Annotated in this window: 18 protein-coding genes; 3 read left to right on the top strand and 15 right to left on the bottom strand. The window is 64.0% G+C overall.

The features are described from left to right. Positions 1 to 2: 2 nt before the first annotated feature. The 15 genes from kdpC to QM659_RS00185 form a co-directional block, all read right to left on the bottom strand. Positions 3 to 638, bottom strand: a complete 636-nt coding sequence (gene kdpC, locus QM659_RS00255; RefSeq protein ID WP_415186941.1) for a potassium-transporting ATPase subunit KdpC — start codon at positions 636 to 638, stop codon at positions 3 to 5. A 9-nt stretch (positions 639 to 647) separates the two neighbouring features. Next, on the bottom strand, positions 648 to 2,717 hold the full coding sequence (gene kdpB / locus QM659_RS00250; RefSeq protein ID WP_415186940.1) for a potassium-transporting ATPase subunit KdpB: 2,070 nt from the start codon (positions 2,715 to 2,717) through the stop codon (positions 648 to 650). Positions 2,718 to 2,724: 7 nt separating this feature from the next. Continuing rightward, positions 2,725 to 4,434: a potassium-transporting ATPase subunit KdpA gene (gene kdpA, locus QM659_RS00245; RefSeq protein ID WP_415186939.1), complete on the bottom strand. Its 1,710-nt coding sequence runs from the start codon at positions 4,432 to 4,434 to the stop codon at positions 2,725 to 2,727. Positions 4,435 to 4,446: 12 nt separating this feature from the next. Then, positions 4,447 to 4,536, bottom strand: coding sequence for a K(+)-transporting ATPase subunit F (kdpF, locus tag QM659_RS00240; protein ID WP_415186938.1), 90 nt, complete (start codon positions 4,534 to 4,536; stop codon positions 4,447 to 4,449). Between the two features lie 528 nt (positions 4,537 to 5,064). Beyond that, on the bottom strand, positions 5,065 to 5,787 hold the full coding sequence (locus tag QM659_RS00235) for an amino acid ABC transporter permease (RefSeq protein WP_415186937.1): 723 nt from the start codon (positions 5,785 to 5,787) through the stop codon (positions 5,065 to 5,067). Continuing rightward, on the bottom strand, positions 5,784 to 6,524 hold the full coding sequence (locus QM659_RS00230) for an amino acid ABC transporter permease (RefSeq protein ID WP_127077664.1): 741 nt from the start codon (positions 6,522 to 6,524) through the stop codon (positions 5,784 to 5,786). The genes QM659_RS00235 and QM659_RS00230 overlap by 4 nt, the downstream gene beginning before the upstream one ends. 117 nt (positions 6,525 to 6,641) lie before the next feature. Further along, positions 6,642 to 7,445 carry an ABC transporter substrate-binding protein gene (locus QM659_RS00225; protein WP_303484887.1) on the bottom strand — a complete coding sequence of 268 codons (804 nt, stop codon included), beginning with the start codon at positions 7,443 to 7,445 and terminating at the stop codon, positions 6,642 to 6,644. 306 nt (positions 7,446 to 7,751) lie between these two features. Further along, positions 7,752 to 10,187 carry a DNA topoisomerase (ATP-hydrolyzing) subunit B gene (gene gyrB / locus QM659_RS00220; protein ID WP_415186936.1) on the bottom strand — a complete coding sequence of 812 codons (2,436 nt, stop codon included), beginning with the start codon at positions 10,185 to 10,187 and terminating at the stop codon, positions 7,752 to 7,754. 47 nt (positions 10,188 to 10,234) lie between these two features. Beyond that, positions 10,235 to 11,425 carry a DNA replication/repair protein RecF gene (gene recF / locus QM659_RS00215; RefSeq protein WP_415186935.1) on the bottom strand — a complete coding sequence of 397 codons (1,191 nt, stop codon included), beginning with the start codon at positions 11,423 to 11,425 and terminating at the stop codon, positions 10,235 to 10,237. A gap of 315 nt (positions 11,426 to 11,740) precedes the next feature. Then, positions 11,741 to 12,862 carry a DNA polymerase III subunit beta gene (dnaN, locus tag QM659_RS00210; protein ID WP_127077668.1) on the bottom strand — a complete coding sequence of 374 codons (1,122 nt, stop codon included), beginning with the start codon at positions 12,860 to 12,862 and terminating at the stop codon, positions 11,741 to 11,743. Positions 12,863 to 12,953: 91 nt separating this feature from the next. Beyond that, entirely contained in the window at positions 12,954 to 14,462 is a 1,509-nt protein-coding gene (gene dnaA, locus QM659_RS00205; RefSeq protein ID WP_415186934.1) for a chromosomal replication initiator protein DnaA, read from the bottom strand. A gap of 1,051 nt (positions 14,463 to 15,513) precedes the next feature. Continuing rightward, positions 15,514 to 15,786, bottom strand: coding sequence for a 30S ribosomal protein S20 (gene rpsT, locus QM659_RS00200; protein ID WP_127077670.1), 273 nt, complete (start codon positions 15,784 to 15,786; stop codon positions 15,514 to 15,516). 174 nt (positions 15,787 to 15,960) lie between these two features. After that, on the bottom strand, positions 15,961 to 16,155 hold the full coding sequence (locus QM659_RS00195; RefSeq protein WP_415186933.1) for a hypothetical protein: 195 nt from the start codon (positions 16,153 to 16,155) through the stop codon (positions 15,961 to 15,963). A gap of 80 nt (positions 16,156 to 16,235) precedes the next feature. Continuing rightward, the gene (locus QM659_RS00190; RefSeq protein ID WP_415186932.1) at positions 16,236 to 17,510 is read right to left on the bottom strand and encodes a CCA tRNA nucleotidyltransferase; all 1,275 of its coding nucleotides are present in this window, start codon (positions 17,508 to 17,510) and stop codon (positions 16,236 to 16,238) included. Beyond that, positions 17,497 to 18,243, bottom strand: a complete 747-nt coding sequence (locus QM659_RS00185; RefSeq protein WP_415186931.1) for a CoA pyrophosphatase — start codon at positions 18,241 to 18,243, stop codon at positions 17,497 to 17,499. The genes QM659_RS00190 and QM659_RS00185 overlap by 14 nt, the downstream gene beginning before the upstream one ends. 172 nt (positions 18,244 to 18,415) lie before the next feature. Between QM659_RS00185 and QM659_RS00180 the strand changes: the two genes are divergently transcribed. The 3 genes from QM659_RS00180 to QM659_RS00170 are packed head-to-tail and all read left to right on the top strand — an operon-like array spanning position 18,416 to position 23,259. Next, positions 18,416 to 19,408, top strand: a complete 993-nt coding sequence (locus QM659_RS00180) for an AAA family ATPase (protein ID WP_127077675.1) — start codon at positions 18,416 to 18,418, stop codon at positions 19,406 to 19,408. Between the two features lie 15 nt (positions 19,409 to 19,423). Then, complete coding sequence (locus tag QM659_RS00175; protein WP_415186930.1) at positions 19,424 to 20,380, top strand: DUF58 domain-containing protein; 957 nt, start codon at positions 19,424 to 19,426, stop codon at positions 20,378 to 20,380. Further along, positions 20,377 to 23,259: a DUF4159 domain-containing protein gene (locus QM659_RS00170; protein ID WP_415186929.1), complete on the top strand. Its 2,883-nt coding sequence runs from the start codon at positions 20,377 to 20,379 to the stop codon at positions 23,257 to 23,259. Before QM659_RS00175 ends, QM659_RS00170 begins: the two co-directional genes overlap by 4 nt.

The raw sequence follows: 23,259 nt of genomic DNA, 5'->3' as shown, positions 1-23,259 counted from the left end.
GCTCACCGGCTCTGAATGGAAGCCTGCTGGGAGTCCTTCTGCTCATCGTCCAAGGCGAGATTGAGCAGAAGGACATTAACGCGCCGCTCTCCAAGGAAGCCAAGCGTTCTTTCTTCCGTTGCGGCCTCGACGAGGGCCCGGACGCGAGCGGGTGGCAGGTTGCGGGCGGTTGCCACGCGCTCCACCTGCGCGGCGGCATTCGCTGGCGAGATGTGCGGGTCGAGGCCGCTGGCCGATGTGGTGGCTGCATCCGCGGGAACCGGCCCCGCGCTGCCATTGGCTTGTCGGTAGTCGGCGACGCCCGTCTGAACGCGGTCGACCAACGTTTTCGAAGTGGGCCCCGCGTTGGATCCGGCAGAGTTCGCGGCATTATAAGGAGCGGATACGGTTTTCGACGGGTCGGCTGGATCGGGCGCGACCGTGGCCGAGGGGCGGCCCTGGAAATAGCGCTCCGATGTGAAGGTCTGGCCGATCAGCGCCGATCCGACGACATGGCCGTCGCGCGTCAGGAGGCTGCCGTTTGCGCGCTCCGGGAACACGGCTTGAGAGAGCGACGTCACGGCGAGGGGATAGGCAATCCCGGTCAGCGCGGTCATGAAAAGGATCATGACAAGGGCGGGGCGGAGTGTTGCAAGCATGGTGAGCCTCTAGACCAATCCAATGGCGGTTATTGCGATGTCGATCAACTTGATGCCGACGAACGGCGCGACGATCCCGCCGACGCCGTAGATCAGCAGGTTGCGCTGAAGGAGTTGCGCGGCTGGCCGGGGCCGGTAGCGCACGCCGCGAAGTGCCAGCGGGATCAGCGCGACGATGATCAGCGCGTTGAAGATGATCGCCGAGAGGATCGCGCTTTCCGGCGTGGCGAGGCCGAGCACATTCAGCGCGCCGAGCTGCGGATAGAAGGCGATGAACATCGCGGGGATGATCGCGAAATATTTCGCCACGTCATTTGCGATGGAGAAGGTGGTGAGAGCGCCGCGCGTCATGAGCAGTTGCTTGCCGATGCCGACGATCTCGATGAGCTTGGTCGGATCGCTGTCGAGGTCGACCATGTTGCCCGCCTCGCGCGCGGCGACCGTGCCCGTGTTCATGGCAACGCCAACGTCGGCTTGCGCCAGCGCGGGCGCGTCGTTGGTGCCATCGCCGCACATGGCGACGAGTTTGCCCTGCGCCTGCTCCTCGCGGATGAGCCTAAGCTTCGCTTCGGGCGTGGCTTCGGCGAGGAAATCGTCGACGCCCGCTTCCGCCGCGATTGCTGCCGCCGTCAGCGCGTTATCGCCGGTGATCATTACCGTTCGGATGCCCATCTGCCGCAACTCGGCGAAGCGCTCGCGGATGCCGCCCTTCACGATGTCCTTGAGATGGACGACGCCGAGGAGACGCCCGCCGCGCGAGACGGCAAGCGGCGTTCCGCCCGATTTGGCAATGGTCTCGGCGGCGGCGCGCAGGTCGGATGGCAGTCCGATCACGGGATCTGCCCGCACCTGCCGGATATGCGCCAGAACGGCATCGACGGCGCCCTTGCGGATCGGCTCGCCATCGATATCGATACCGCTGATGCGGGTATGCGCGCTGAAAGCGATGAACTGCACGGCATGTCCGGCAAGGTCGCGCCCGCGCAGACCGTATTTCTCCTTCGCAAGCACGACGATGGAGCGCCCTTCCGGCGTTTCGTCCGAAAGCGAGGAAAGCTGCGCCGCATCCGCGAGGTCGCGTTCGCTCACCCCTGCGAGCGGAATGAACGCCGTTGCCTGCCGGTCGCCCAGCGTGATCGTACCGGTCTTGTCGAGCAGCAGCGTATCGACATCGCCCGCCGCCTCGACGGCCCGGCCCGACATGGCAAGCACATTGAAGCGAACCAGCCGATCCATGCCTGCGATGCCGATGGCCGACAGCAGCGCGCCGATGGTGGTCGGTATCAGCGTCACGAACAGCGCCACGAGCACCAGCACCGAAATCTGCCCCCCCGCATAGGCCGCGAAGCTCGGAATGCTCGCCACGGCGAGGACGAAGATGAGCGACATTCCGGCCAGCAGGATATTCAGCGCGATCTCGTTCGGCGTCTTCTGCCGCTGCGCCCCCTCCACAAGCGATATCATGCGATCGAGGAACGTGGAGCCCTGCGCGGCGGTGATGCGCACGACGAGCCAGTCGGAAATGACCTGCGTGCCGCCGGTCACCGCCGAGCGGTCGCCGCCCGATTCGCGGATCACTGGCGCGGATTCGCCCGTGATCGCGGCTTCGTTGACTGAAGCGATGCCCTCGATCACCTCGCCGTCGGACGGAACGATGTCGCCCGCCTCCACGAGAACGACGTCGCCCGGCTTCAGCGAGAGCGCGGGCACGCTCTCGTAATCGCTTTCGCGGGCCGCGTTTTTCAGCCGTTTGGCGACGACATCGGTCCGGGTTGCCCGGAGACTCGCCGCCTGCGCCTTGCCGCGCCCTTCGGCCACCGCTTCGGCGAAGTTTGCGAACAGCACGGTGAACCAGAGCCAGAGGATGACCTGAAGCGGAAAGCCGAGGTTCTCCGTTCCCGCAACCGCATCGCGGATGAAAAGCACGGTGACGAGCGCCGCGAGCACCTCGACCAGAAACATGACCGGATTGCGGATCATGTGCTGTGGCGCGAGCTTGCGGAAGGCGCCCGCAAGCGCGGGGGCGAGAATGGCGGGATGAAGCGCGGACGGCCGCGCGGAAAGGGTCGACGTTTTCATGGGTGCCTCAGAAGGTTTGTCCGGCGATCATCGCGAGATGTTCGACGATGGGCCCGAGTGCGAGCGCAGGCAGGAAGGTCAGCCCGCCGACGAGGACGACGACGCCGATGAGGAGGGCGGCGAACAGGGGCCCGTTCGTCGGGAATGTGCCTGACGAGGGCGGCACGATCTTCTTCGCGGCGAGCGAGCCAGCGATGGCGAGCATCGGCACGATCACGAAGAAACGCCCCACCAACATGCCGACGGCGAGCGTCGTGTTGTAGAACAGGGTGTTCCCCGACAGCCCCGCAAACGCTGAGCCATTATTCGCCGCGGCTGACGTGTAGGCGTAGAGCACCTCCGAGAAGCCATGCGGACCGGCTGACGATATGCTCGACAGGCCGTTTGGCGCGATGACCGCAATCGCCGTGAATCCGAGCATCATGAGCGGCAGGCACAGGATCGCGAGCATGGTGAGCTTCACCTCGCGCGCCTCGATCTTCTTGCCGAGATATTCCGGCGTGCGCCCGACCATCAGCCCGGCGACGAACACGGACAGGATGCCGAACAGAAGCATCCCGTAGAGCCCCGCGCCGACCCCGCCGACGACCACCTCGCCGAGCTGCATGTTGACGAGAGGCACGAGGCCGCCGAGCGGGGTCAGCGAGGCGTGCATCGCGTTCACGGCTCCGCATGACGCCGCCGTCGTGATCGTGGCGAAGAGGGCCGACGCCGCTATGCCGAACCGCGTCTCCTTGCCTTCCATGTTGCCGGGCGCGCCGTCGAGGCCGAGCGCGGTTAACAGAGGATTGCCGTTTGCCTCGGCCCAATAGGCGAGCGAGACGCCCACCAGAAACAACACGCCCATCGCGCCAAGGATCGCCCAGCCCTGGCGCTGATCGCCCGCCATGCGGCCGAAGACGTTGGTCAGCCCCGCGCCGAGCGCGAAGATCGCGATCATCTGGATCATGTTCGAAAGCGGCGTGGGATTCTCGTAGGGGTGCGCGGCGTTGGCGTTGAAGAAGCCGCCCCCATTGGTGCCCAACATCTTGATCGCCACCTGGCTCGCGACGGGGCCTTGCGCGATCACCTGCTTGCCGCCTTCGAGTGTTGTCGCCTCGACGTAGGGGTTGAGGTTCTGCGGCATGCCCTGCCACACCAGCGCGACCGCGATCAGGAGGGAAAGCGGCAACAGGATATAGAGCGTGCAGCGCGTGAGATCGGCCCAGAAATTGCCGATTCCCGCCGCCGAGCGCCTCGTGAAGCCGCGAATGAGGGCAACGGCAAGCGCGATGCCGGTCGCGGCGGAGACGAAGTTCTGCACCGTAAGCCCGGCCATCTGCGCGAAATAGCCAAGCGTGCTTTCGCCGCCGTAGTTCTGCCAGTTCGTGTTGGTGACGAAACTCGCCGCCGTGTTCAGCGCGAGATCGGCCGGCATGCCCTCCATGCCTTGCGGGTTGAGCGGCAGCAGATCCTGAAGCCGCAGGATCGCATAGAGCAACAGGAAGCCCGCGAAGTTAAAGGCGAGCATGGAGATCGCATAGGCGCTCCAGCGCTGCTCGGTCTTCGGATCGACGCCCGCAGTTGCGTAAACGACGCGTTCGGCGGGAGAAAGAACGAATGAAAATAGCGTGCGCTCGCCCGCGAACACGCGCGTCATGTACGCGCCTGCGGGTTTTGCGAGCAGCACCACGATGGCGCAGAACACGAGGATCTGCGCCCAACCTGCGAGGGTCATGGCGGTGGTTTCCTAGAATTTCTCTGGTTTCAGAAGCGCATAGACGAGATAGGCGAAGAGCGCCGCCGTCACGTCGCCCGCGAGCAGATAATCGAACAGCATGGCCGCCTCACAATCGCTCGCAGCCGCGGACATAGAGCACGGCCGCCGCGAAAAACGCGACGCCGATGCAGAGCATAGAAACCTCGAACATGGGACTCCTCACCCGATGAGTTAATTTCACACGGGAAAGGATAGTCGGAGGGGCATATGTGTTCGACGGAGGAGAGAGCGCGAAAAAATAGGATTCTCATATACGAACGGCCACGGGCCTTGCGCGCTTTCGCTGTCGTCCCCTTGGCGGGGAGACCGTAAGCGGCATATCTAGATGCCTATGGCCTGAAGAACCCTTCGCCGGGTGCTTCGCTTTTAACTATTGCGGTTACTCCGAGAATGGGCGACGGCATACCGCCCTTTCCATGCGGCGCTCTTGGGCCATGTCTTCCAAAGGAGGGGCATCGGCTCGACTTTACGCGCCGCGAGCATCTGACGATCTCGAAGAGCCGCCGATCTTCGAGGCCAGGGTGGCGTTGGCCTGAAAGGAAGCCACTTGTCCGGGCTGTACGATTTCCATGCCGATTTCACGCGCTTTCAGGTGCTCGACACCTTCAGCTTTGCGGAAGCCACCTCGTTGCGGGAGTACCCGCTTCGCCCGGTGAGCCATGTGGCGAAGCGATCGATTGCCGCGCACAGGCACCAATAGACCACACCGATGAAAAGGAAGATTTCCGTCGGATAAATCATCGCGCGGTTGTTCACCTGCGTGGCCACGAACGAGAGTTCAGGCACACCGATGACGTAGGCGAGAGACGTATCCTTCACGAGCGATGCCCACTGGTTCACGAAAGACGGCGCCATCACGCGCAGGGCCTGGGGCAGGACAATGATGGCGAGGATCTGCCAGCGCCCGAAGCCCAGCGCATAGCCGGCGTTCCACTGCCCCGCATCGACGCTCTCGATACCTGCCGCCACGGTGTACGCCAGATACGCCCCGCCGACGAGCGACAGAGCCACAACGACGGTCCCCACTTCCGGCACGGACACGCGCATCAGGATCGGAAGCAGGAAATAGCTCCAGAAGATCAGCATGATGATCGGAATGCTGCGAAAGAAGCCGAGGAAGATCACGAGCGCGGTCTTGACAGGCCCGGAACTCATCGCGAGCGCGATACCGAAGATCAGCCCCAACACCCCGGAGGCGATGGCGGAGAGAACCGACAGGATCAGTGTCAGCGCAAGCCCGCCCAGGGGACCGTCTGGCCATGCCCCGATGAGCAGGTAGTCGAGGTTGTCGAGGATGACGGAGAAATTCATCGGCTTCTTGCCGCCGAGGCGAAAGGAGTGCTGCGCGCGACAGCGTGTCCGGCAGCCTCTGTCAGCGCGACGAGGAGGATGTAAAGGACGGTTGCGACCCCGAACGCCTGAAAGGTGAGAAAGGTTTCAGTCTCGACCTGGCGCGAGGCATAGGAAAGCTCCGCCAGCCCGATCGCCATGGTGATCGACGTGTTCTTGATCGTGCCGAGATATTGCCCGACGACCGGCAACCAGGCGATGCGGAGCGCTTGCGGTAGCACCACCAGCCGGAACACGAGGAAATCAGTCATGCCGAGCGCCATGGCGGCTGCCCGCTGGGTGGATTTCACGCCATTGATACCGGCGCGGACCTCCTCCGCAATAAATGCAGCGGCATAGAGTGTCAGACCGAAGAAGCCGGCCAGCGTCTCGAAGGCTGGCCATCGCAGCGAAAACAGATGCAGGTCGAGCACATGCTGGGTGTTGAGCCAGGCGACGAGGCCGGACGGCAGCAGCGAAGTCACGCCGAAATACCAGAAGAAGAGCTGGACCAGCAGAGGCGTATTGCGGATGACGCTGATATAGCCGTCCAGCAACGCCCGCAGCGGGCGGTATCCGCTGAGCTGCAGGCCGCTGACCGCGATTCCCAGCGCCGTCGACGCAACGATAACGGCCGCCGACAGGGCAATCGTCATGCCGAAGCCCTGAAGCAGCCAGAGCAGATAGCGCATTGCCATCGGCTCGCCGAAAAATTCCATGGACTTTCACTTTGGCTTGCGTCGACCCGGTGACGTCACGCTGGGAGGGGGGAGGACTGCAAGCAGCCGTCGCCCGAGCAACTCGCGCGACGGCTGCCATTTCTATGCGTGGAATTATTACGACTTGTCGCCGATTTTGAAGAGGCGCGGCAACGGTGCCTTGGAATTGGGGCCGAACCAGGCATCGTAGATTTTGGCGGCCCGACCGCTGGCTTCGAGTTCGACCAGCGTCTCGTTCACGAAGTCGACGAGGCGCTTTTCACCCTTCGGAATACCGACGCCGATATAGTCGTCGGAGATGGTGAAGGCCGGAATCTCGTAGTTCTCCTTATCGGGCACGTTGGCCAGAAGACCGACGAGCTTCGGGCCGTCCTGCGTGATCGCCTGCACATTGCCGTTGCGCAGAGCCGTGAAGGCGAACGGTGTATCGTCGAAGGCAACGATCACGGCATTGGGGTAGTCGCGCCTGAGCACGATCTCGTTGGTTGTGCCCTTGTCCGCACCGATACGAAGACCGTTCAGCTGTTCGCGCGAGGAAAGCGTGCCCTTCTTGGCCAGAAACTGCTGACCGGATGAGAAATAGGGAATACTGAAATCGAGCTGCTTGGCGCGCTCCTCGGTGATGGTGAAGTTTGCCAGCACCAGATCGACCTTGTCGGACGTCAGCAGCGGGATGCGATTGGCCGGATTCGTAGGACGCAGTTCCAGCTTGACGCCGAGTTTATCGGCGAGCGCTTGCGCGTAGTCGACATCAAGCCCGGTTATCTGCCTCGTCTTCGGGTCGACGAATCCGAACGGCGGGTTGCTGTCGAAGGCTGCCACGCGAAGCACACCGGCTTTCTTGATGTCGTCGAGCTTGTCGGCACTGGCCGTGCCGATGGTGAGAAGCGTGGCGAGCGCCACAAGGCCGAATTTAAGCATAAGCACATCCCCCAATTGGGTCGCGGTCGAACGACCATTTGATCAGAGCAGGCCAGCGTCCTGTCACACGGAGTGAAAGGCCATCTGCCCATTTCTATAGCATATATCTGTTTTTCGATATAAATACTAGAAATTAATCCCACGCGCAGATGTGCCATGTGTCATCCGTTGGCATGATTTTTCAAGCGCTGCGGGTTTGACCAGAACCTCTGGTGCTTCCACAGCCGCCACGCAACCGCTATAGCCGCGCCGCGCAGCTGTGTTGGGTCGGCGGACCAGGGGCCGCAGCCGGAGCAGCGTCGCCGGTCAGATATCCAGGTTCGACACCGACAGCGCGTTCTGCTGGATGAAGTCGCGGCGCGGCTCCACCACGTCGCCCATGAGCTTGGCGAAAATCTCGTCCGCGTCCGCAAGCTCGCCGAGCTTCACCTGAAGGAGCGTGCGCACATTCGGATCGAGGGTCGTTTCGCGGAGCTGCTCCGGGTTCATCTCGCCCAACCCTTTATAGCGCTGCATGGTGACGCCCACGCGACCCGCGGCAAAGACCGCGTTCAGGAGGTCGCGCGGCCCGTGCAGGGGCGTTTCGGTGCCCTTGCGCTCAAGCACGGTCTTGCCGGAGAAAAGCTCCGCAAACTCCGGGTGATAGGAATGCAGCTTGCGGGCATCGGCGGAATGCGACAGGGCACTGTCGATGGCATGCGCTTCCCGGACGCTTCTCACTTCGCGCTCGAACACGAAGCCGCCGTCCGCTCCCCGACTCCACGACCAGCCTTGCTCGGCTTCCTCGGAGAGTGCCTTCATCCGTTCGACCACCTTGTCGGCGAGCCGCGCGGCCTCATCTTCGTCCTCGTCGAGAAGCTTCGGATTGAGAAGGCCAGCGATCGCCGCCTGCTCCACAACGGCGCGGGAATAGCGCAGATGCAGCCCGTCGAGCACATGGCTGAAGGAGCGAGCGCGCTCCACGGCCTGACGCAGATCGCGGCCCGAACGACGCTCGCCGTGGCCGTTGACAAACACCGAGCCTTCCAGCCCGCCGTCGATCAGGAAGTCCTCGAAGGCGCGCTGATCCTTGAGATAGTTTTCGGAACTGCCGCGCTTCACCTTGTACAGCGGCGGCTGCGCAATGTAGACGTGCCCTGACTCGATGAGCTGCGGCATCTGCCGATAGAAGAACGTGAGCAACAGCGTGCGGATATGCGCGCCGTCGACATCGGCGTCGGTCATGATGATGATGCGGTGATAGCGCAGCTTCGAGAGGTCGAAGTCGTCGCGACCGATGCCGGTGCCCAGAGCCGTGATGAGCGTGCCGATTTCCTGACTCGAGAGCATCTTGTCGAACCGCGCGCGCTCCACGTTGAGGATCTTGCCGCGAAGAGGCAGCACGGCCTGATTGGAACGGTCGCGGCCCTGCTTGGCCGAGCCGCCCGCGCTGTCGCCCTCGACGAGGAACACTTCCGATTTCGATGGATCGCGCTCCTGACAGTCGGCAAGCTTGCCGGGCAGGTTCGCGACATCGAGCACGCCCTTGCGGCGGGTGAGTTCACGCGCCTTCCGCGCCGCTTCGCGTGCCGCCGCCGCTTCCGCCACCTTGAGCAGGATCAGCTTGCCTTCGACCGGATGCTCCTCGAACCATGTGCCAAGAGTCTCCGTCATCGTGCTCTCGACGGCGGGGCGCACCTCGGACGAAACGAGCTTGTCCTTGGTCTGACTGGAGAACTTCGGGTCGGCCACCTTCACCGACAAGACGCAGGTCAACCCCTCGCGGGCGTCGTCGCCGGTGAGTTGCACCTTTTCCTTCTTGGCCACGCCGGTCGATGCGGCATAGGTGTTGATGGTGCGCGTCAGCGCCGCGCGGAAGCCCGCCAAGTGCGTGCCGCCGTCGCGCTGCGGAATGTTGTTCGTAAAGCAGAGCACGTTCTCGTGGTAGCCGTCGTTCCACCACAGCGCGGCCTCCACCGCGACGCCGTCGCGCTCCGACCGGACGAAAACCGGCACCGGGAAGAGCGGCGTTCTCGCGCGGTCCAGATATTCGACGAAAGCCTTGAGACCGCCCTCGTACTTGAATTCACTTTTCACCGGCTCGACGCCACGCAGATCCGTGAGCCTGATATAAACGCCGGAGTTGAGGAAGGCGAGTTCGCGCAGCCGGAATTCGAGCGTCGCATAGTCGAAGTCGACCATGGTGAACGTCGCCGCGCTTGGCATGAAGGTCACGCGCGTGCCGCGCCGATCCGGCGCCGCGCCGACGATCTTCAGCGGCTCGACCGGAACGCCGTCCGCGAACGCCATGAAATGCTCATGCCCGCCGCGCCAGATCGTGAGTTCGAGCCGCGTCGACAGCGCATTCACCACCGACACGCCCACGCCGTGCAGGCCGCCAGACACCTTGTAGGAGTTCTGGTCGAACTTGCCGCCCGCGTGGAGCTGGGTCATGATGACTTCGGCTGCGGAGACGCCTTCCTGCGGATGGATTTCCGTGGGAATGCCGCGCCCGTTGTCCTCCACCGTGACGGAGCCGTCGGCGTTCAGCGTGACCGACACATAATCCGCATAGCCGCCCAGCGCCTCGTCGATGGCGTTATCCACCACCTCATAGACCATGTGGTGGAGGCCCGACCCGTCGTCCGTGTCGCCGATATACATGCCGGGGCGCTTGCGCACCGCATCGAGGCCCTTGAGAACCTTGATGCTGTCGGCGCCATAGGCTTCCACCTCAGCGTCCCTGCGTCTTGCTGCTTCCATAAATGCACCTGGTTGTGCCGCCCTGGGCGACGAAGACATTCTCTTATCTAGTGTTTCGCAGCGCGTTCTGCATCATTCGCGGGCATTATAGAGCCGTTTGAAACAACGAAAAGCTGCGTTTCTATGGCGCTTCGCAGTGGCGTGAAGGTGGCGAGGTCGGTCCCCGTCATCCACACCTGCGCGTTGAGCGCGACGATGGATGAAAATAGCGCCTCGCGACGGCCGATGTCGAGGTGGGCGGCGATTTCATCAAGCAGAATCAACGGTGCAATCCCGGCCGCCGCGCGCTTGATGAGCCGCGCCTGCGCCAGAACGAGGCCGACCAGCAGCGCCTTCTGCTCGCCCGTCGAGCACATTCGCGCGGGCATCGCCTTCGGCCCGTGGGTTACGTCGAGGTCCGAACGGTGCGGACCGGCCAGCGTGCGCCCCGCCGCGCGGTCACGGTCGCGGCCATGCGCCAGCGAGCGGACGTAGCCCTCGCGCATGGCATCTTCTGAAAGTGCGCCAGCCTGTTCTTCCAGAGTGCCGACGAGGGAAAGCGCCGCCCACGGGAAGAGCGAGTCGGGATCGCGGGCGCGTTCCGCCTCGATCTCGGCGGAAAGCGCCGAGACGGCCCGTGCCCGCGCGACCGCCATCGCCACGGCGGCCTCGGCCATCTGCGCCTCAATGGCGGTCAGCATCGGCGGCGAATCGAACTCTTCGAGCGCCTTGTTGCGTTGCCGCATGGCCCTCTCGAAAGCAGCGGCGGCAGCGGCATAGCCGGGGTCTAGGCTGAGCACCAGCCGGTCGAGGAAGCGCCGTCGGTCGGCTGCCGGGCCGGTGAACAGCCCGTCCATCGAAGGCGTGAGCCAGAGCATGCGGATGCGAGCCAGCGCACCGGATCCCTTCGCAAGCGCATGATCGATCTTGACGGTGCGCGCGGCGCGCGCGGTCAGCATACCGTCGGGCGGGAGCTGAATTCCCGTGCCGATATGCATGTCCTCACCCGCGACACCAAGCTCTGCGGCCACGGCCCAGCCGCCCGAGCCCCCGCTTCGCGCAAGTTCAGGAAATGGAAGCGAGCGAAGCCCGCGCCCCGCCGTCAGCAACGACACCGCTTCGAGGCAGTTCGTCTTCCCGGCGCCATTTGCCCCGGCAAGTACGACCGGTCCCGCCCCCGTAAGGAGCGTCGCCGCCCTGTAATTGCGGAAATCGGTCAACGTCAGTTTGGCAATGGCGATTCGGTCGGTTGGTTGCATCGAAATCCGGTCGGTGGGAAACGCAATTGCGGACGGAAAACCGGTTCCCACTTTTACTGAAATCGCTGGAAAGCATTTCCGTGAAACTGGACGCCGAATTTACGATCCTTGCTCGAATGCGGTAGCCCGCGCGCTGTCCTTCGAAAACGAGCGCTGATTGGCGAATTAGAGTGCACGCCGAACCGGGACAAAGGCAAGAAAGACCGCAATGGCGACCCGACACGCGGATGATGAACCGGGCTTTCGGCTGACGGGCTCAGGCCCATTCACGGTCTGAAGCAGCAAAACCCCTTGCCAAGCCCACGGTCAGTCGCATCAAACGCGCATCGGCATGAGGACATAAAGCGACGTCGCATCCGCCTCATCCGAGATCAGTGTGGGCGAAGAGCCGTCGGCAAGCTTGAACAGCGCTTTCGTACCATCGATCTGCCCGGTGATGTCGAGCAGATAGCGTGCGTTGAAGCCGATTTCGAGCGGGTCGTTCTGGTAATCTGCCGAGATTTCTTCCGTCGCCGACCCCGATTCGGGGTTATTGGCGGAGACGACCAGACGCCCCTCCGCCGCGTTGAGCTTCACCGCCCTGCCCTTCTCCGAAGAAAGGGTCGAGACGCGATCCACCGCTTTCACCAGATCGGCATTTTCGAGTAGCAGGAGCTTCTTGTTGGTTGTCGGAATGACACGCGCATAATCGGGGAATGCCCCGTCGATCAGCTTCGATGTGAGCACGACGTCGCCGACGGCGAAACGGATTTTCGCTGGAGACAGCGTTACCTCGACAGGCGCGGCGCCCGCTTCGAGCAGCTTGATGACCTCGCCGACCGCCTTGCGGGGCACGATCACGCCGGGCATGCCGTCCGCGCCTTCCGGGCGTGCCGTCTCGACCTGAGCAAGGCGATGTCCATCGGTGGCCACGGCACGAAGCTTCGCGCCCTCCGGGCCATCGACCGAGTGAAGGTAGATGCCGTTCAGATAATAGCGCGTCTCTTCCGTGGAGATGGCAAAGCGCGCCTTCTCGAACAGGCGCTTGAGTTCGGCGGCGTCCACGGTGAACCGCGTCGGCAGCTCGGTCTGTCCCATGTCGGGGAAATCGTCGGCGGGAAGGCTCGCCAGCTCAAAGCTCGCACGCCCGGCCGCCACCTTGAGGCGGCCTTCGTCGCCCTTGCGCTCGATCCTGATTTCCGCGCCTTCCGGCAGCTTTCGGACGATATCGTGCAGCGTGTGCGCGGGCACCGTTACCGCGCCCGCGACTTCGACCTTCGCGGGCACGCTTTCGATGGCCTCGATGTCGAGGTCGGTCGCCTTGAACGTCAGCCCGCCATCGCGATCCGCACCGATAAGGATGTTGCTCAGGATCGGAATGGTGTTCCGCCGCTCGACGATGCCCGTGATATGCCCCAGCGCGCGGAGCATTGCGTTCCGATCGACAACAAAGCGCATAAAAACTACCCCGCTGACGCGGTGTTCTCCTTGTTAGGCAAGCATTTGAAGGCCGCGGCGACGAAGAGTCAAGCGCAGCCCGAACAGCTTGTCAGACGTTGCCGTCCTTCAGCATGCGAGAGAGCGAGTCGAGTTCGTCCTTCAGCACACCATCCGCCTGTTTCAGCGACTCGATCTTGCGGATGGCGTGCAGCACCGTCGTGTGGTCGCGTCCGCCGAACCGGCGGCCGATTTCCGGAAGCGAGCGCGAGGTGAGTGTCTTCGCGAGATACATGCCGATCTGACGAGGTCTCACGATGGACTGGTTGCGGCGGCTGGAGAGGAGATCCCCGCGCTGGACGCCGTAGTGCTTGGCGACGATGCGAAGTATGTCATCGATCTTGACGCGCTTGGGCTCCTTCGAGCGGATCAAATCGCCGATGGTGTTTTCGGCGGCGTCGACCGTCACCTTCTCGCCCGTCAACTGCCACGTCGCGTGCAGACGCGTGATCGCGCCTTCGAGTTCGCGGCCATTCTCGGTGAGCTGGGTTGCGAGATATTCGAGCACATCGCCGGGGACTTCAAACCCCCGCGAAAGCGCGATCTTTTCCGCCGTCCTGCGCTGAAGGATCTTGAGGCGAAGGTCGAAATCGAGCGCGGACATCTCCGCGACGAGACCGCCCGACAGGCGCGAGCGCATCCGCGCGTCGAAGCTCTCCAGCAGCAAGGGCGCGCAGTCCGCCGCGACGACGACCTGCTTGCCGCCATCGATGAGCGAATTCAGCGTGTGGCAGAACTCCTGCTGGAAGGTGCGTCCCTGCAGGAATTCCATGTCGTCGATGATGAGCAGGTCGATGGTGCGCAGTTTTTCCTTGAAGGCGGGCGCGTCGCGCGTCTGAAGCGCTTCCGCGAAGCTGTACATGAAACGCTCGGCGGTGAGGTAGAGCACCTTCGCGTTCGGATTACGCGCCTTCATTTCCCACGCGATGGCGTGGAGAAGATGCGTCTTGCCCATCCCGACACGCGCGTGGATGTAAAGCGGATTGTACTTCAGCGGCTGATCGGGTGTGCTTTCGGCGACCTGAAACGCTGCCGCGTGAGCGAGCCGATTCGGCGAGCCGACCACGAACGACTGGAACGTGTAGCGCGGGTCGAGCGGCGACCCCTCGAAGCCCTCAAGCCCGGTGCGGCCATCGCGGGCGGGCGTGTTGACGATGCGAAGCGGCACGGCGGGCGACGGTGCGGCCTGCGCCTTCGGCATCACGGGCTCCACCGCGGCCGTGGCAGTGGCCGCGGCAGGCGACGGCTTCATCTTCTCCACCGGAGCGAGATGAGGTTGGCGAACGCGGAATTCGAGGCGGTTGACGCCGTTCAATTCCGTGCCGCAGCAGGCAAGCAGCTTGTCGGAATAGTGAGATTGCAGCCAGTTGCGCAGAAACTTCGTCGGAACAGAAACCTGCACCACGCGTCCATCGCATGAGTCCAGCTCGACGCGACCAAACCAGCTCGTAAAGACGTCTTCGCCGAGTTCGGCGCGCAGGCGGCTCTGTATACGCCGCCATTTGTGTTCGATCGACGTCTGTTCGATCGAAGAGGTTGTCGAGAGATTCAGGGCTTCCATTTCAACATCCTCGCGGCCCGTTCCGGGCCTCAGCGTTTCATCAGATATGTTTGTTCGGCCTTGGAAATACGCGCTACGCCGCGAAGGCGAGCGCCCGGCCGTCGTCAATATCGAGCAAAGCGTCCTGACACCCCGGAATCACCGGGGCCAGAATACGATGCGGCCGCGCCGCCTTTCCGGGGCGCCGTCGCGTGATCAGGCTGGAAGGACGATCAGGCTCATGCTGGGAAGGATGGCTGGCCGGGGCGGACACAAAGACCGCGTCGGCGAGTTCGGATGCCAGATTCTGGAACTCCCTCGATGCGACATAAGCCTTCCATGGAAGGGAAGGATGCTCGGCCTTCGAGGTTTCGACCCGATGGCGACGCTGATGTCGCGGAACGAGTCCGTGCGCCTGATCCGAAAGAACCGGACGCATATGGCGCGTAACAGGGAACTTCCACGCATAAACACATACAGATTGCGGCAGAGCCGCGATGCTTTCACTTCGCATACGTCTTCCTCCCGCCCAATGCCTTGCGGACAGAAGGTGAACACAACTCCGGACGAAGTCCGGCGCGCACCGACTATCCATTGCCTGATCATGGACATCGCGCTGCACCCGTGGAGGCCACCCCACTTGGCTCAGCTCGGTACGCATTACAAGGTTACACTTTCAGGAGGGGAACACCCCCGTTCGGAGACCCAACAATACAAAGGCTGGAGCCCCTGCGCAAGTGGCCTCCCCCTCGGCCCAAGCTCTAAATCCACACGCCAAGATTGCATTTCGCTCTTCGCGCCGACACGGAAAATGGCTCGCAAGCAACTGGAATCGTTAACGATTCGTTTACTTTTGCGCCGCGATAAAAAATGCGGGGCCGCCTGTCGGCGGCTCCCGCATTGGTTGCTGATTTTCTTTGGCCGGAGAAGCGCAACTAGCCCAGCGCAATGGGCGCCTTCGTGCACGGAGCACTAAGCATCTGAAACCGTTATAAATTTCGCTCCATCTTTTCAGCGGGAGCGAAACGCTCGCTTAAGTTACTGATGCAATTCCGCATCAGCTTTCAGAAATCTAGGCAGCCTGGCCGAGAGCCTTGATGCGAGCCGACAGCCGGGAGATCTTGCGAGACGCGGTGTTCTTGTGGAGGATGCCCTTCGAGGCCGAGCGCATGATCTCAGGTTGTGCCTCGCGAAGCGCCAGATTTGCGGCTTCCTTGTTGCCGGACGCGATCGCTTCCTCAACCTTACGCACGAAGGTGCGCACGCGGCTCTTGCGCGCCTTGTTGATCAGCGTGCGGCGTTCCGCCTGACGGGCGGCTTTCTTGGCCGATTTCGTATTTGCCATATGACGTAGTCCTCTCGCGAGCGAACAACCCGCGCCTTCGAGCTATTTCGGGAATGAAATACCGTGTCCGCTAGCCCCTTGGGCAGCAACCTGCCCTGCATATACCTGCGAAGCCGGCGAGCGTCAATGTCGGGCGGCGTGAAGCCACATTTCTCTCTCGGTAACGCTCTGGTTTCACGAGCCGAGAACGTTAAGAGCCACCGCGCGCGGATTGCGCGGCCCGTCATCGATCCGCAGCGGCTCCATCTTGACCACAAGCAGGGCGATCAGCAAGAGCGCAATGTAAAAAAGACCGATCGTGCCGATCACGTCCGAAACGCTGCCTGCATCATCGCTGTCCTCGTTGCCGCGACCTGTTCCGTACCGCATCGGCCCCTCTCTATCAAACGACGCGAATGACAAGAATGTCACCTGCAAGACTAAGGTATGGGAGGGAGGTCTGAGAAGTCTTAAGTTCCCGGCTTCGATCCCGCCACGCCGTTCGGGCGCGCGTTCCTCTCCTCCAGCGCAAGAAGCGCCTCGCGGTCGAGCGTGAAGCCGCTGGCGATAAACCGCTCTTCGAGATAGCGCAAATGCGCGCCGAGCCCAGGACCGGGCAGCCACCCCTCGTTCAGAAGATCCGCGCCGTTGACCGGGAATTTGGGGCGCTGCCATTCGCGCGGCAGTTCGGCCGCGAATCGCCATGCGCCATCGTCCAAAGGCGCGCCGGACGCAGCCCAGCCGATCAGCACGCTGCCGAGATAGGTGCGCGCGCCGATTCGATAGAGGAGCGTTTCGAGATCCCGCTTGCCCAGCGGTGCCCGAAACCACGGCGCAACGGAAGCGAGCCCCATCAGATCGTTTCGCTCGTCGTTCGATAGCCGCAGCCTGCCCGCGAGCCGCTCTGCGTCCTCCTCGACGAAGATCGAGAGCGCGGCGAGCCGGTACATCGGATCGGGCATCATCTCAAGTTCAGCCTCGATTGCAGCGATGCGCTCGAATCGGCTGCGCCGGGCGATGCCGCCGAGCACGATGAGAAGGAGCCCGCTTTCGTCCATGACGCGAATCGCGTCGGGGGCGCGCACCGTCACCAGAATCCGCAGCATTTCCGCGCGAACGCGCTCCGCCGAAAGGCGCCTCAATCCATGCCGCTCGCGAATCGCGGCGGCCACGCCGTCCGCGTCGAAGTCGCCATTCGCATAGTCGGCGCTGAAGCGGAAGAATCGCAGAATGCGCAAATAGTCTTCGCGGATGCGCGTATCCGCGTCGCCGACAAACCGCACGCGTCGCGCGAGAAGGTCCGGCAGTCCATCGAGCGGATCGTAAACCGCACCGGCGGCGTCTGCATAAAGGGCGTTGAGCGTGAAATCACGGCGGCGTGCGTCCTCTGCCCAATTGTCGGCGAAGGCCACAGTCGCGCGTCTTCCGTCGGTATCGACATCGCGGCGCAGCGTCGTCACCTCGAAGGGAACGCCGTCCACCACGAGCGTGATCGTGCCATGGTCGATGCCGGTCGGCACCGTCTTGATGCCGGCGGCGGCAGCAAGGCGAAGCGTGTCGTCCGGCTTCGCGGTCGTCGCGAAATCGACGTCCATCACCGGCTCGTCGAGAAGCGCGTTGCGCACCGCGCCGCCGACCGCGCGCACCTCGAACCCCTCGCGGTTGAGGCAGGCGAACACGGCCCGCACCTCGGGCGCGCGAAACCACGCCGCATCCGCCACAGTCACGTTTTCAAGCTTGGTCATATGTCGTCTCGCCCTCGTATCGCGGGGCATACAGCCTTTCGTAAAGGTTGCGCAACATTGCAGCCGTCGCGCCCCAGATGAACCGCTCCTCGAACTGCATCGCGTGAAACAGGATGCGGTAGTCCTGCCACTCGCGCAAATGGCGCAGATGATTCTGCTCATTCATGAGGAAGGAGAGCGGCACCTCGAAAACGTCTGCCACCTCGTTCGGCTCAGGTTGGGGCACGAAAGACGGGTCCACCAGCCCCATCACGGGGATGACGCGAAAGCCCGTGCCGGTGTTATGAAGATCGAGCAGCGCGAGGGGCTTCACCAATTCCGGGAGAAGGCCGATTTCCTCGCGCGCCTCGCGCAGCGCGCTGTGGATGGGCGTCGGATCCGACGTTTCGATTTTCCCGCCCGGAAACGCCACCTGCCCGGCATGCGCGGACAGATGCGCCGTGCGCAGCGTCAGCAGCACCGTCACCTCGGGCTCGCGCGCGACGATGGGCACGAGCACCGCCGCCATGCGCCATTTCTCGGGGGGAATGAGAAATTCGAGCCTTAAATTTGCGTTAGGATTACCCGTCTCGTCGAGGCGCCGCCCCGCGTCGATGCCGTAGGTAACCGGCTGTTTCGTCATCCAGACCGCCTTTTCGAGGCCGATGCCGCGCGAATGCGCCAGGGCGGAAAAACCCGTTGGCGAAAAGGGACTTATCTCAAGCCCGGATACCTGCGCCGAAAGCCCTGCCATGGGCACCGTCTCCACAAAACGAACAAAGTGATGCAGCGCTCTTCCAGAATGTGAGCCGCTGCCAAAGCGCGCCGCCAGGCGTTAAGGCTGCTCCCCGGCGGTTGTATCACCGGGGCGCGGCAGCATATACTCTCATTATCGAAGTGCGTCTTAACCCAGCAGGTTTGAATCGATGCTGCATCCCTCCGAGCCGGACATCGTTTCCCGCGTGGACGACATTCGCGCAAAAGTTGCGCGCGTCAAGGAATCGATCTCCCGCGTCATCTTCGGGCAGGATGCCGTCATCGAGCTTGTGCTCGTCAACATCCTGTCCGGCGGCCACGCGCTGCTGATCGGCGTACCGGGCCTCGCGAAGACCTCGCTCGTCGAGGCGCTGGGCTCTGCCCTCGGACTTGACGCGAAGCGCATCCAGTTCACGCCCGACCTCATGCCGTCCGACATCGTCGGCACCGAAGTGCTTGAGGAGAAAGACGGTCGCCGCAGCTTCCGCTTCGTGCCGGGGCCGGTCTTCGCGCAGCTTCTCATGGCGGACGAGATCAACCGCGCCAGCCCGAAGACGCAATCGGCGCTCCTTCAGGCGATGCAGGAGCAGCAGGTGACCTATGCCGGGCAGACCTACCCGCTGCCGTCGCCCTTCTTCGTGCTCGCGACGCAAAACCCGCTTGAGCAGGAAGGCACCTATCCGCTGCCCGAGGCGCAGCTCGACCGCTTCCTGCTTCAGGTGGACGTGTCCTATCCCGACGCGGCCGCGGAACGCCGCATGCTTTATTCCACCACCGGCACCGAGGACCGCACCGTGCAGCCCGTGCTGACGGCAGACGAAGTGATCGCGGCGCAACGGCTCGTGCGCCAGGTTCCGGCGGGCGACAGCGTGGTCGACGCCATCCTTGGGCTTGTCCGCTCCGCGCGTCCGAACACGCAGGAAGCCGGGCCGCGCGTAAACGAACTTGTCGCCTGGGGTCCGGGTCCGCGCGCGAGCCAGTCGCTCATGCTTACGGTCCGCGCCCGCGCTCTGCTCGACGGCCGGTTCGCGCCGTCCATCGACGATGTGATTGCGCTCGCCAAGCCCGTGTTGCGCCACCGCATGGCGCTGACCTTCGGGGCGCGCACGGAGAACGTCACCGTCGACGAGGTCATCGATTCCCTGCTCGCTAAGCTGAAATAGCCGAGGCCGCCCCCTTTGACGACTGCGTCGGAACTCCTTTCGCGGCCCTCGGCCCTCGCTCTCGAAGGCGCATCGCAGGATCTCGTGGCCAAACTGCCCGCGCTTCTGATGGAAGCGCGGCGCGTGGCGATCACGGTCGCGCAGGGAACGCATGGACGGCGGCGCGCGGGGCCTGGCGAAACCTTCTGGCAATACCGCACTTTCGAGGCGGGCGACCCGTCCGCGCTGATCGACTGGCGGCGCTCCGCCGGTTCGAGCCACCTTTACGTCCGCGAACGCGAGTGGGAGGCGGCGCACACGGTCTGGATCTGGATCGACCTTTCGCCGTCCATGATGTTTCGCTCGCACCTGGCATCGCAATCGAAGGCAGAGCGGGCGGTGGTTCTGGCGCTCGCGCTGGCGACGCTCCTTTCCGAGGCGGGCGAGCGTGTCGGCATCCCGGGGCTCATGGAGCCGAAGACGAGGCGGAACGCCGCCACCGCGATGGTCGAGGCGATTGTGCGGGGCATCGGCGCGCTGGACGGCCTGCCGGAAGGCGGCCGACGCGTCAGCCGTCATTCGGAAATCGTGATCTTCAGCGATTTTCTTGAGCCGGAAGCCTCGCTCGCGGCGCGTTTCGCGCTCCTCGCGCGCCAGGGTTCGCGCGGCCATCTCATGCGTATCCTCGACCCCGCGGAGGAGAGCCTTCCCTATCAGGGCCGCGTCGACTTCGTGGACGCCGAAAACGGCGAGCATTATGTCGCCGAGCGCGCCGAAAGCCTGCGGGACGATTATGGCGCGAGACTTGCCGCTCATAAGGCCGCTCTTGCCCAGCATGCCCGTGCCGTCGGCTGGTCGCCCTTTCTGCATCACACCGATCGCGCCGCGACTGAAGCGCTGCTCGCGCTGCACATGCATTTGTCGGGCCTCGAAAAAGCCTACCGTGCGACAGGCTTCGTGAAGGGCCAACCGCAGGCGGGGAACGATCCATGATCGGCACGCTTCAATCGCTAAGCTTTTCCGCGCCCTGGATGCTGACGGGGCTTGCCGCGCTGCCGCTGATCTGGTGGCTGCTTCGCGCTACGCCGCCGCGCCCGGACACCGTCGCCTTCCCGCCGACCTCCATCCTTGTCGGGCTGAAGCATCGCGAGAAGACGCCCGTGCGCAGCCCGTGGTGGCTTACAGCCTTGCGCATTCTCGTTGCCGCAGCCGTGATCGGCGCGCTCGCCGGGCCGCACATCAAGCCCCCGGCAACGGCCAGTTCGTCGCTCGCGCAGCCGCTCCTTGTCGTCGTGGACAACGGCTGGCAGAGCGCGAGCCGCTGGGCCGCGCGCCGTGCCTTCGCCGAGCAACTCGCCGCTCTCGCCGAAGGCAGTGGACAGACGCTGTTTCTTGGAGTCACAGCCGGCCCAGCCGCGCCGCTTCAGCCGCTGACCCCCGTGGAATTCCGCCAGCGCTTCGCCTCGCTCTTGCCGCAGCCGTACCCCGGCGACCGCGCGGGGCTTGCCGCGCAGGTGGAGCGCGAGCTTGGCGCGCAGCGCGGCAAGCTTTCCGTGGCCTGGCTCGCGGACGGCATCGAGGACAGCGGCGCCTCGGCGCTCAACAAGGCGCTGGCGAACGTTGCTGCCGGCGGTGTCATTGACCTTTACGGCGATCCGAACGGCGCCGGCGCGCTCGCGCTGACCCGGGCGACGTCTGCGAATGCCGGACCGATCGCGGCGAAGATCCTTCGAGCGGACTCGTCGCCCCAGAGCGGTCAGGTCGCGGCATTGACGGCGCGCGGCGAGCGGTTGTCCGTGGCGTCCTTCGATGTCAGGAGCGGGGCGTCATCGGCGGAAGTCGCCTTTGACCTGCCGCTCGATCTTCGCAATCAGGTCGCGCGGCTCGAAATCGTGGGCGAGGCGTCAGCGGGCGCTGTTTTTCTGCTCGACGGGCGCTCGCAGCGCCGTCGCGTGGGCCTCGTGGCGACCGAAGGAAACGACGAAGCGCAGCCGCTCCTGTCGCCGACCTATTATCTCGAACGCGCTCTGACGCCCTTCGCGGAAATCGTTCGTCCGCGCACCGCCAATCTCGACGTCGCGACCGCCGATCTGGTGGCGGCGAAGCCCTCGGTGATCATCCTTTCCGACGTGGGGCGCCTGTCCGGTTCCGTCCGCGAACGGCTGAACGCCTTCGTGGAGGGCGGCGGGATGCTCATCCGTTTCGCCGGGCCGAGGCTCGAACAGGGCGGCGATACGCTTCTTCCCGCGCCGTTGCGCGAAGGCGGGCGCACGCTTGGCGGGGCTATGACGTGGACATCGCCCCAGACGCCCGCAGCCTTCGAGGAGGAGTCGCCGTTCAACCGGCTGGCGATCCCGAAGGATGTCGCCATAACGCGGCAGGTTCTGGCCGACCCGGCCAAGATGCCACGAGAAACGAAAGTCTGGGCACGCCTTTCCGACGGAACGCCGCTTGTCACTGCGGCGCGGCGCGGCACCGGAACTTTAGTCTTTTTTCACATTACCGCGAACCCGGATTGGTCTAATCTACCTATTTCGGGTCTTTTCGTCGAGATGATGCGTAAAACACTTGAAGCGTCGCCGTTGCAGTTCTCTCCGACCTCGAAAACGGGGGGTGATCCCGTGGACATGCAGGCGGCCGCCCTCAATCAGGATGCTCCGCTGAAACCCTGGCGCGTCCTCGACGGATTTGGAAAGCTTGGCGTACCGGGCGAACGCGCGCAGCCAATAGCGGCTGGCGCCGCCGATACGGCCCGGGTCAACGCAGCGAACCCGCCCGGGCTTTACGGCCCGCAGAACGCAGTGCGCGCCCTGAACGCCGTTCAGGACGGCGACACCTTCGCAGCGCTCAAGGCGGTGGACGGCGCGCGCGTGTCCGTATTCACCGAGGCCAAGACCATCGCGCTCGCGCCCTGGCTTTTCCTCGCCGCGCTCTGCCTCTTCCTGCTCGACGGCGTGGCATGCGCGCTCTTCCTCGGCCGCAGCGCACCGCGCTGGAGAAAACCGGCTGCCGCCGCGCTCGCTCTCGGCTTGGGCCTCGCTCTCAGCTTCGCGCCCGAGTCGCGCGCAGAAGCCCGCAACGTTGCGCCCAAGCCTGCCGCGAATGCGTCCGACCTCTCCAAGGATGCCGCCGACTTCGCCATGGCGGCCTCGCTTGAAACGCGCTTCGCTTACGTTCTCACGGGCAATTCCGAGGCGGACAGCGTGAGCCAGGCGGGCCTCGCGGGGCTCTCCCGCATCTTGTCCGCGCGCACGGCGGTGGAGCCGGGCGAGCCGATCGCGGTCGACCCGGCGAAGGACGAACTCGTGTTCTTCCCGCTCATCTACTGGCCGGTGCTGGCGAACGCCGAACCGCTGCCGGATCACGTGCTGGCGAAAGTGGATGCCTACATGAAACAGGGCGGCCTCATCATTTTCGACACGAAGAACGATGAGGCGAACCCCGAGAGTCTGCTTGCCCGTGGCGGCCGGACGCCGCTGTCTCAGCTTCTCGGCAAGCTCGACATTCCGCCGCTCCAGCGCGTGCCGGACGATCACGTGCTCACGCGGTCGTTTTATCTGCTGCAATCCTTCCCAGGCCGCTGGGACAATGGCGATCCATGGGTGGAGGCGCGGCAGGAGTCCGGCGACGCGGCGCGGCGCGGCGTGAAGTCGGACGGCGTCAGCTCCATCATCGTCACGTCGAACGATCTCGCCTCCGCCTGGGCGATGGACGACGCGGACCGGCCGATGTTCGCTGTCGTGCCCGGCGGGGAGGATCAGCGCGAAATGTCGTACCGCGTCGGCGTCAATATCGCGATGTACGCGCTCACGGGGAACTACAAGGCCGATCAGGTCCATGTGCCCGCCATCCTCGAACGACTGGGGCATTAG

Source organism: Rhodomicrobium sp., assembly GCF_047605405.1.
In the GTDB taxonomy this organism is placed as follows: domain Bacteria; phylum Pseudomonadota; class Alphaproteobacteria; order Rhizobiales; family Rhodomicrobiaceae; genus Rhodomicrobium; species Rhodomicrobium lacus.
The sequence above is the reverse complement of the archived record's forward strand: the minus strand, read 5'-3'. Positions and strand labels throughout refer to the sequence as shown.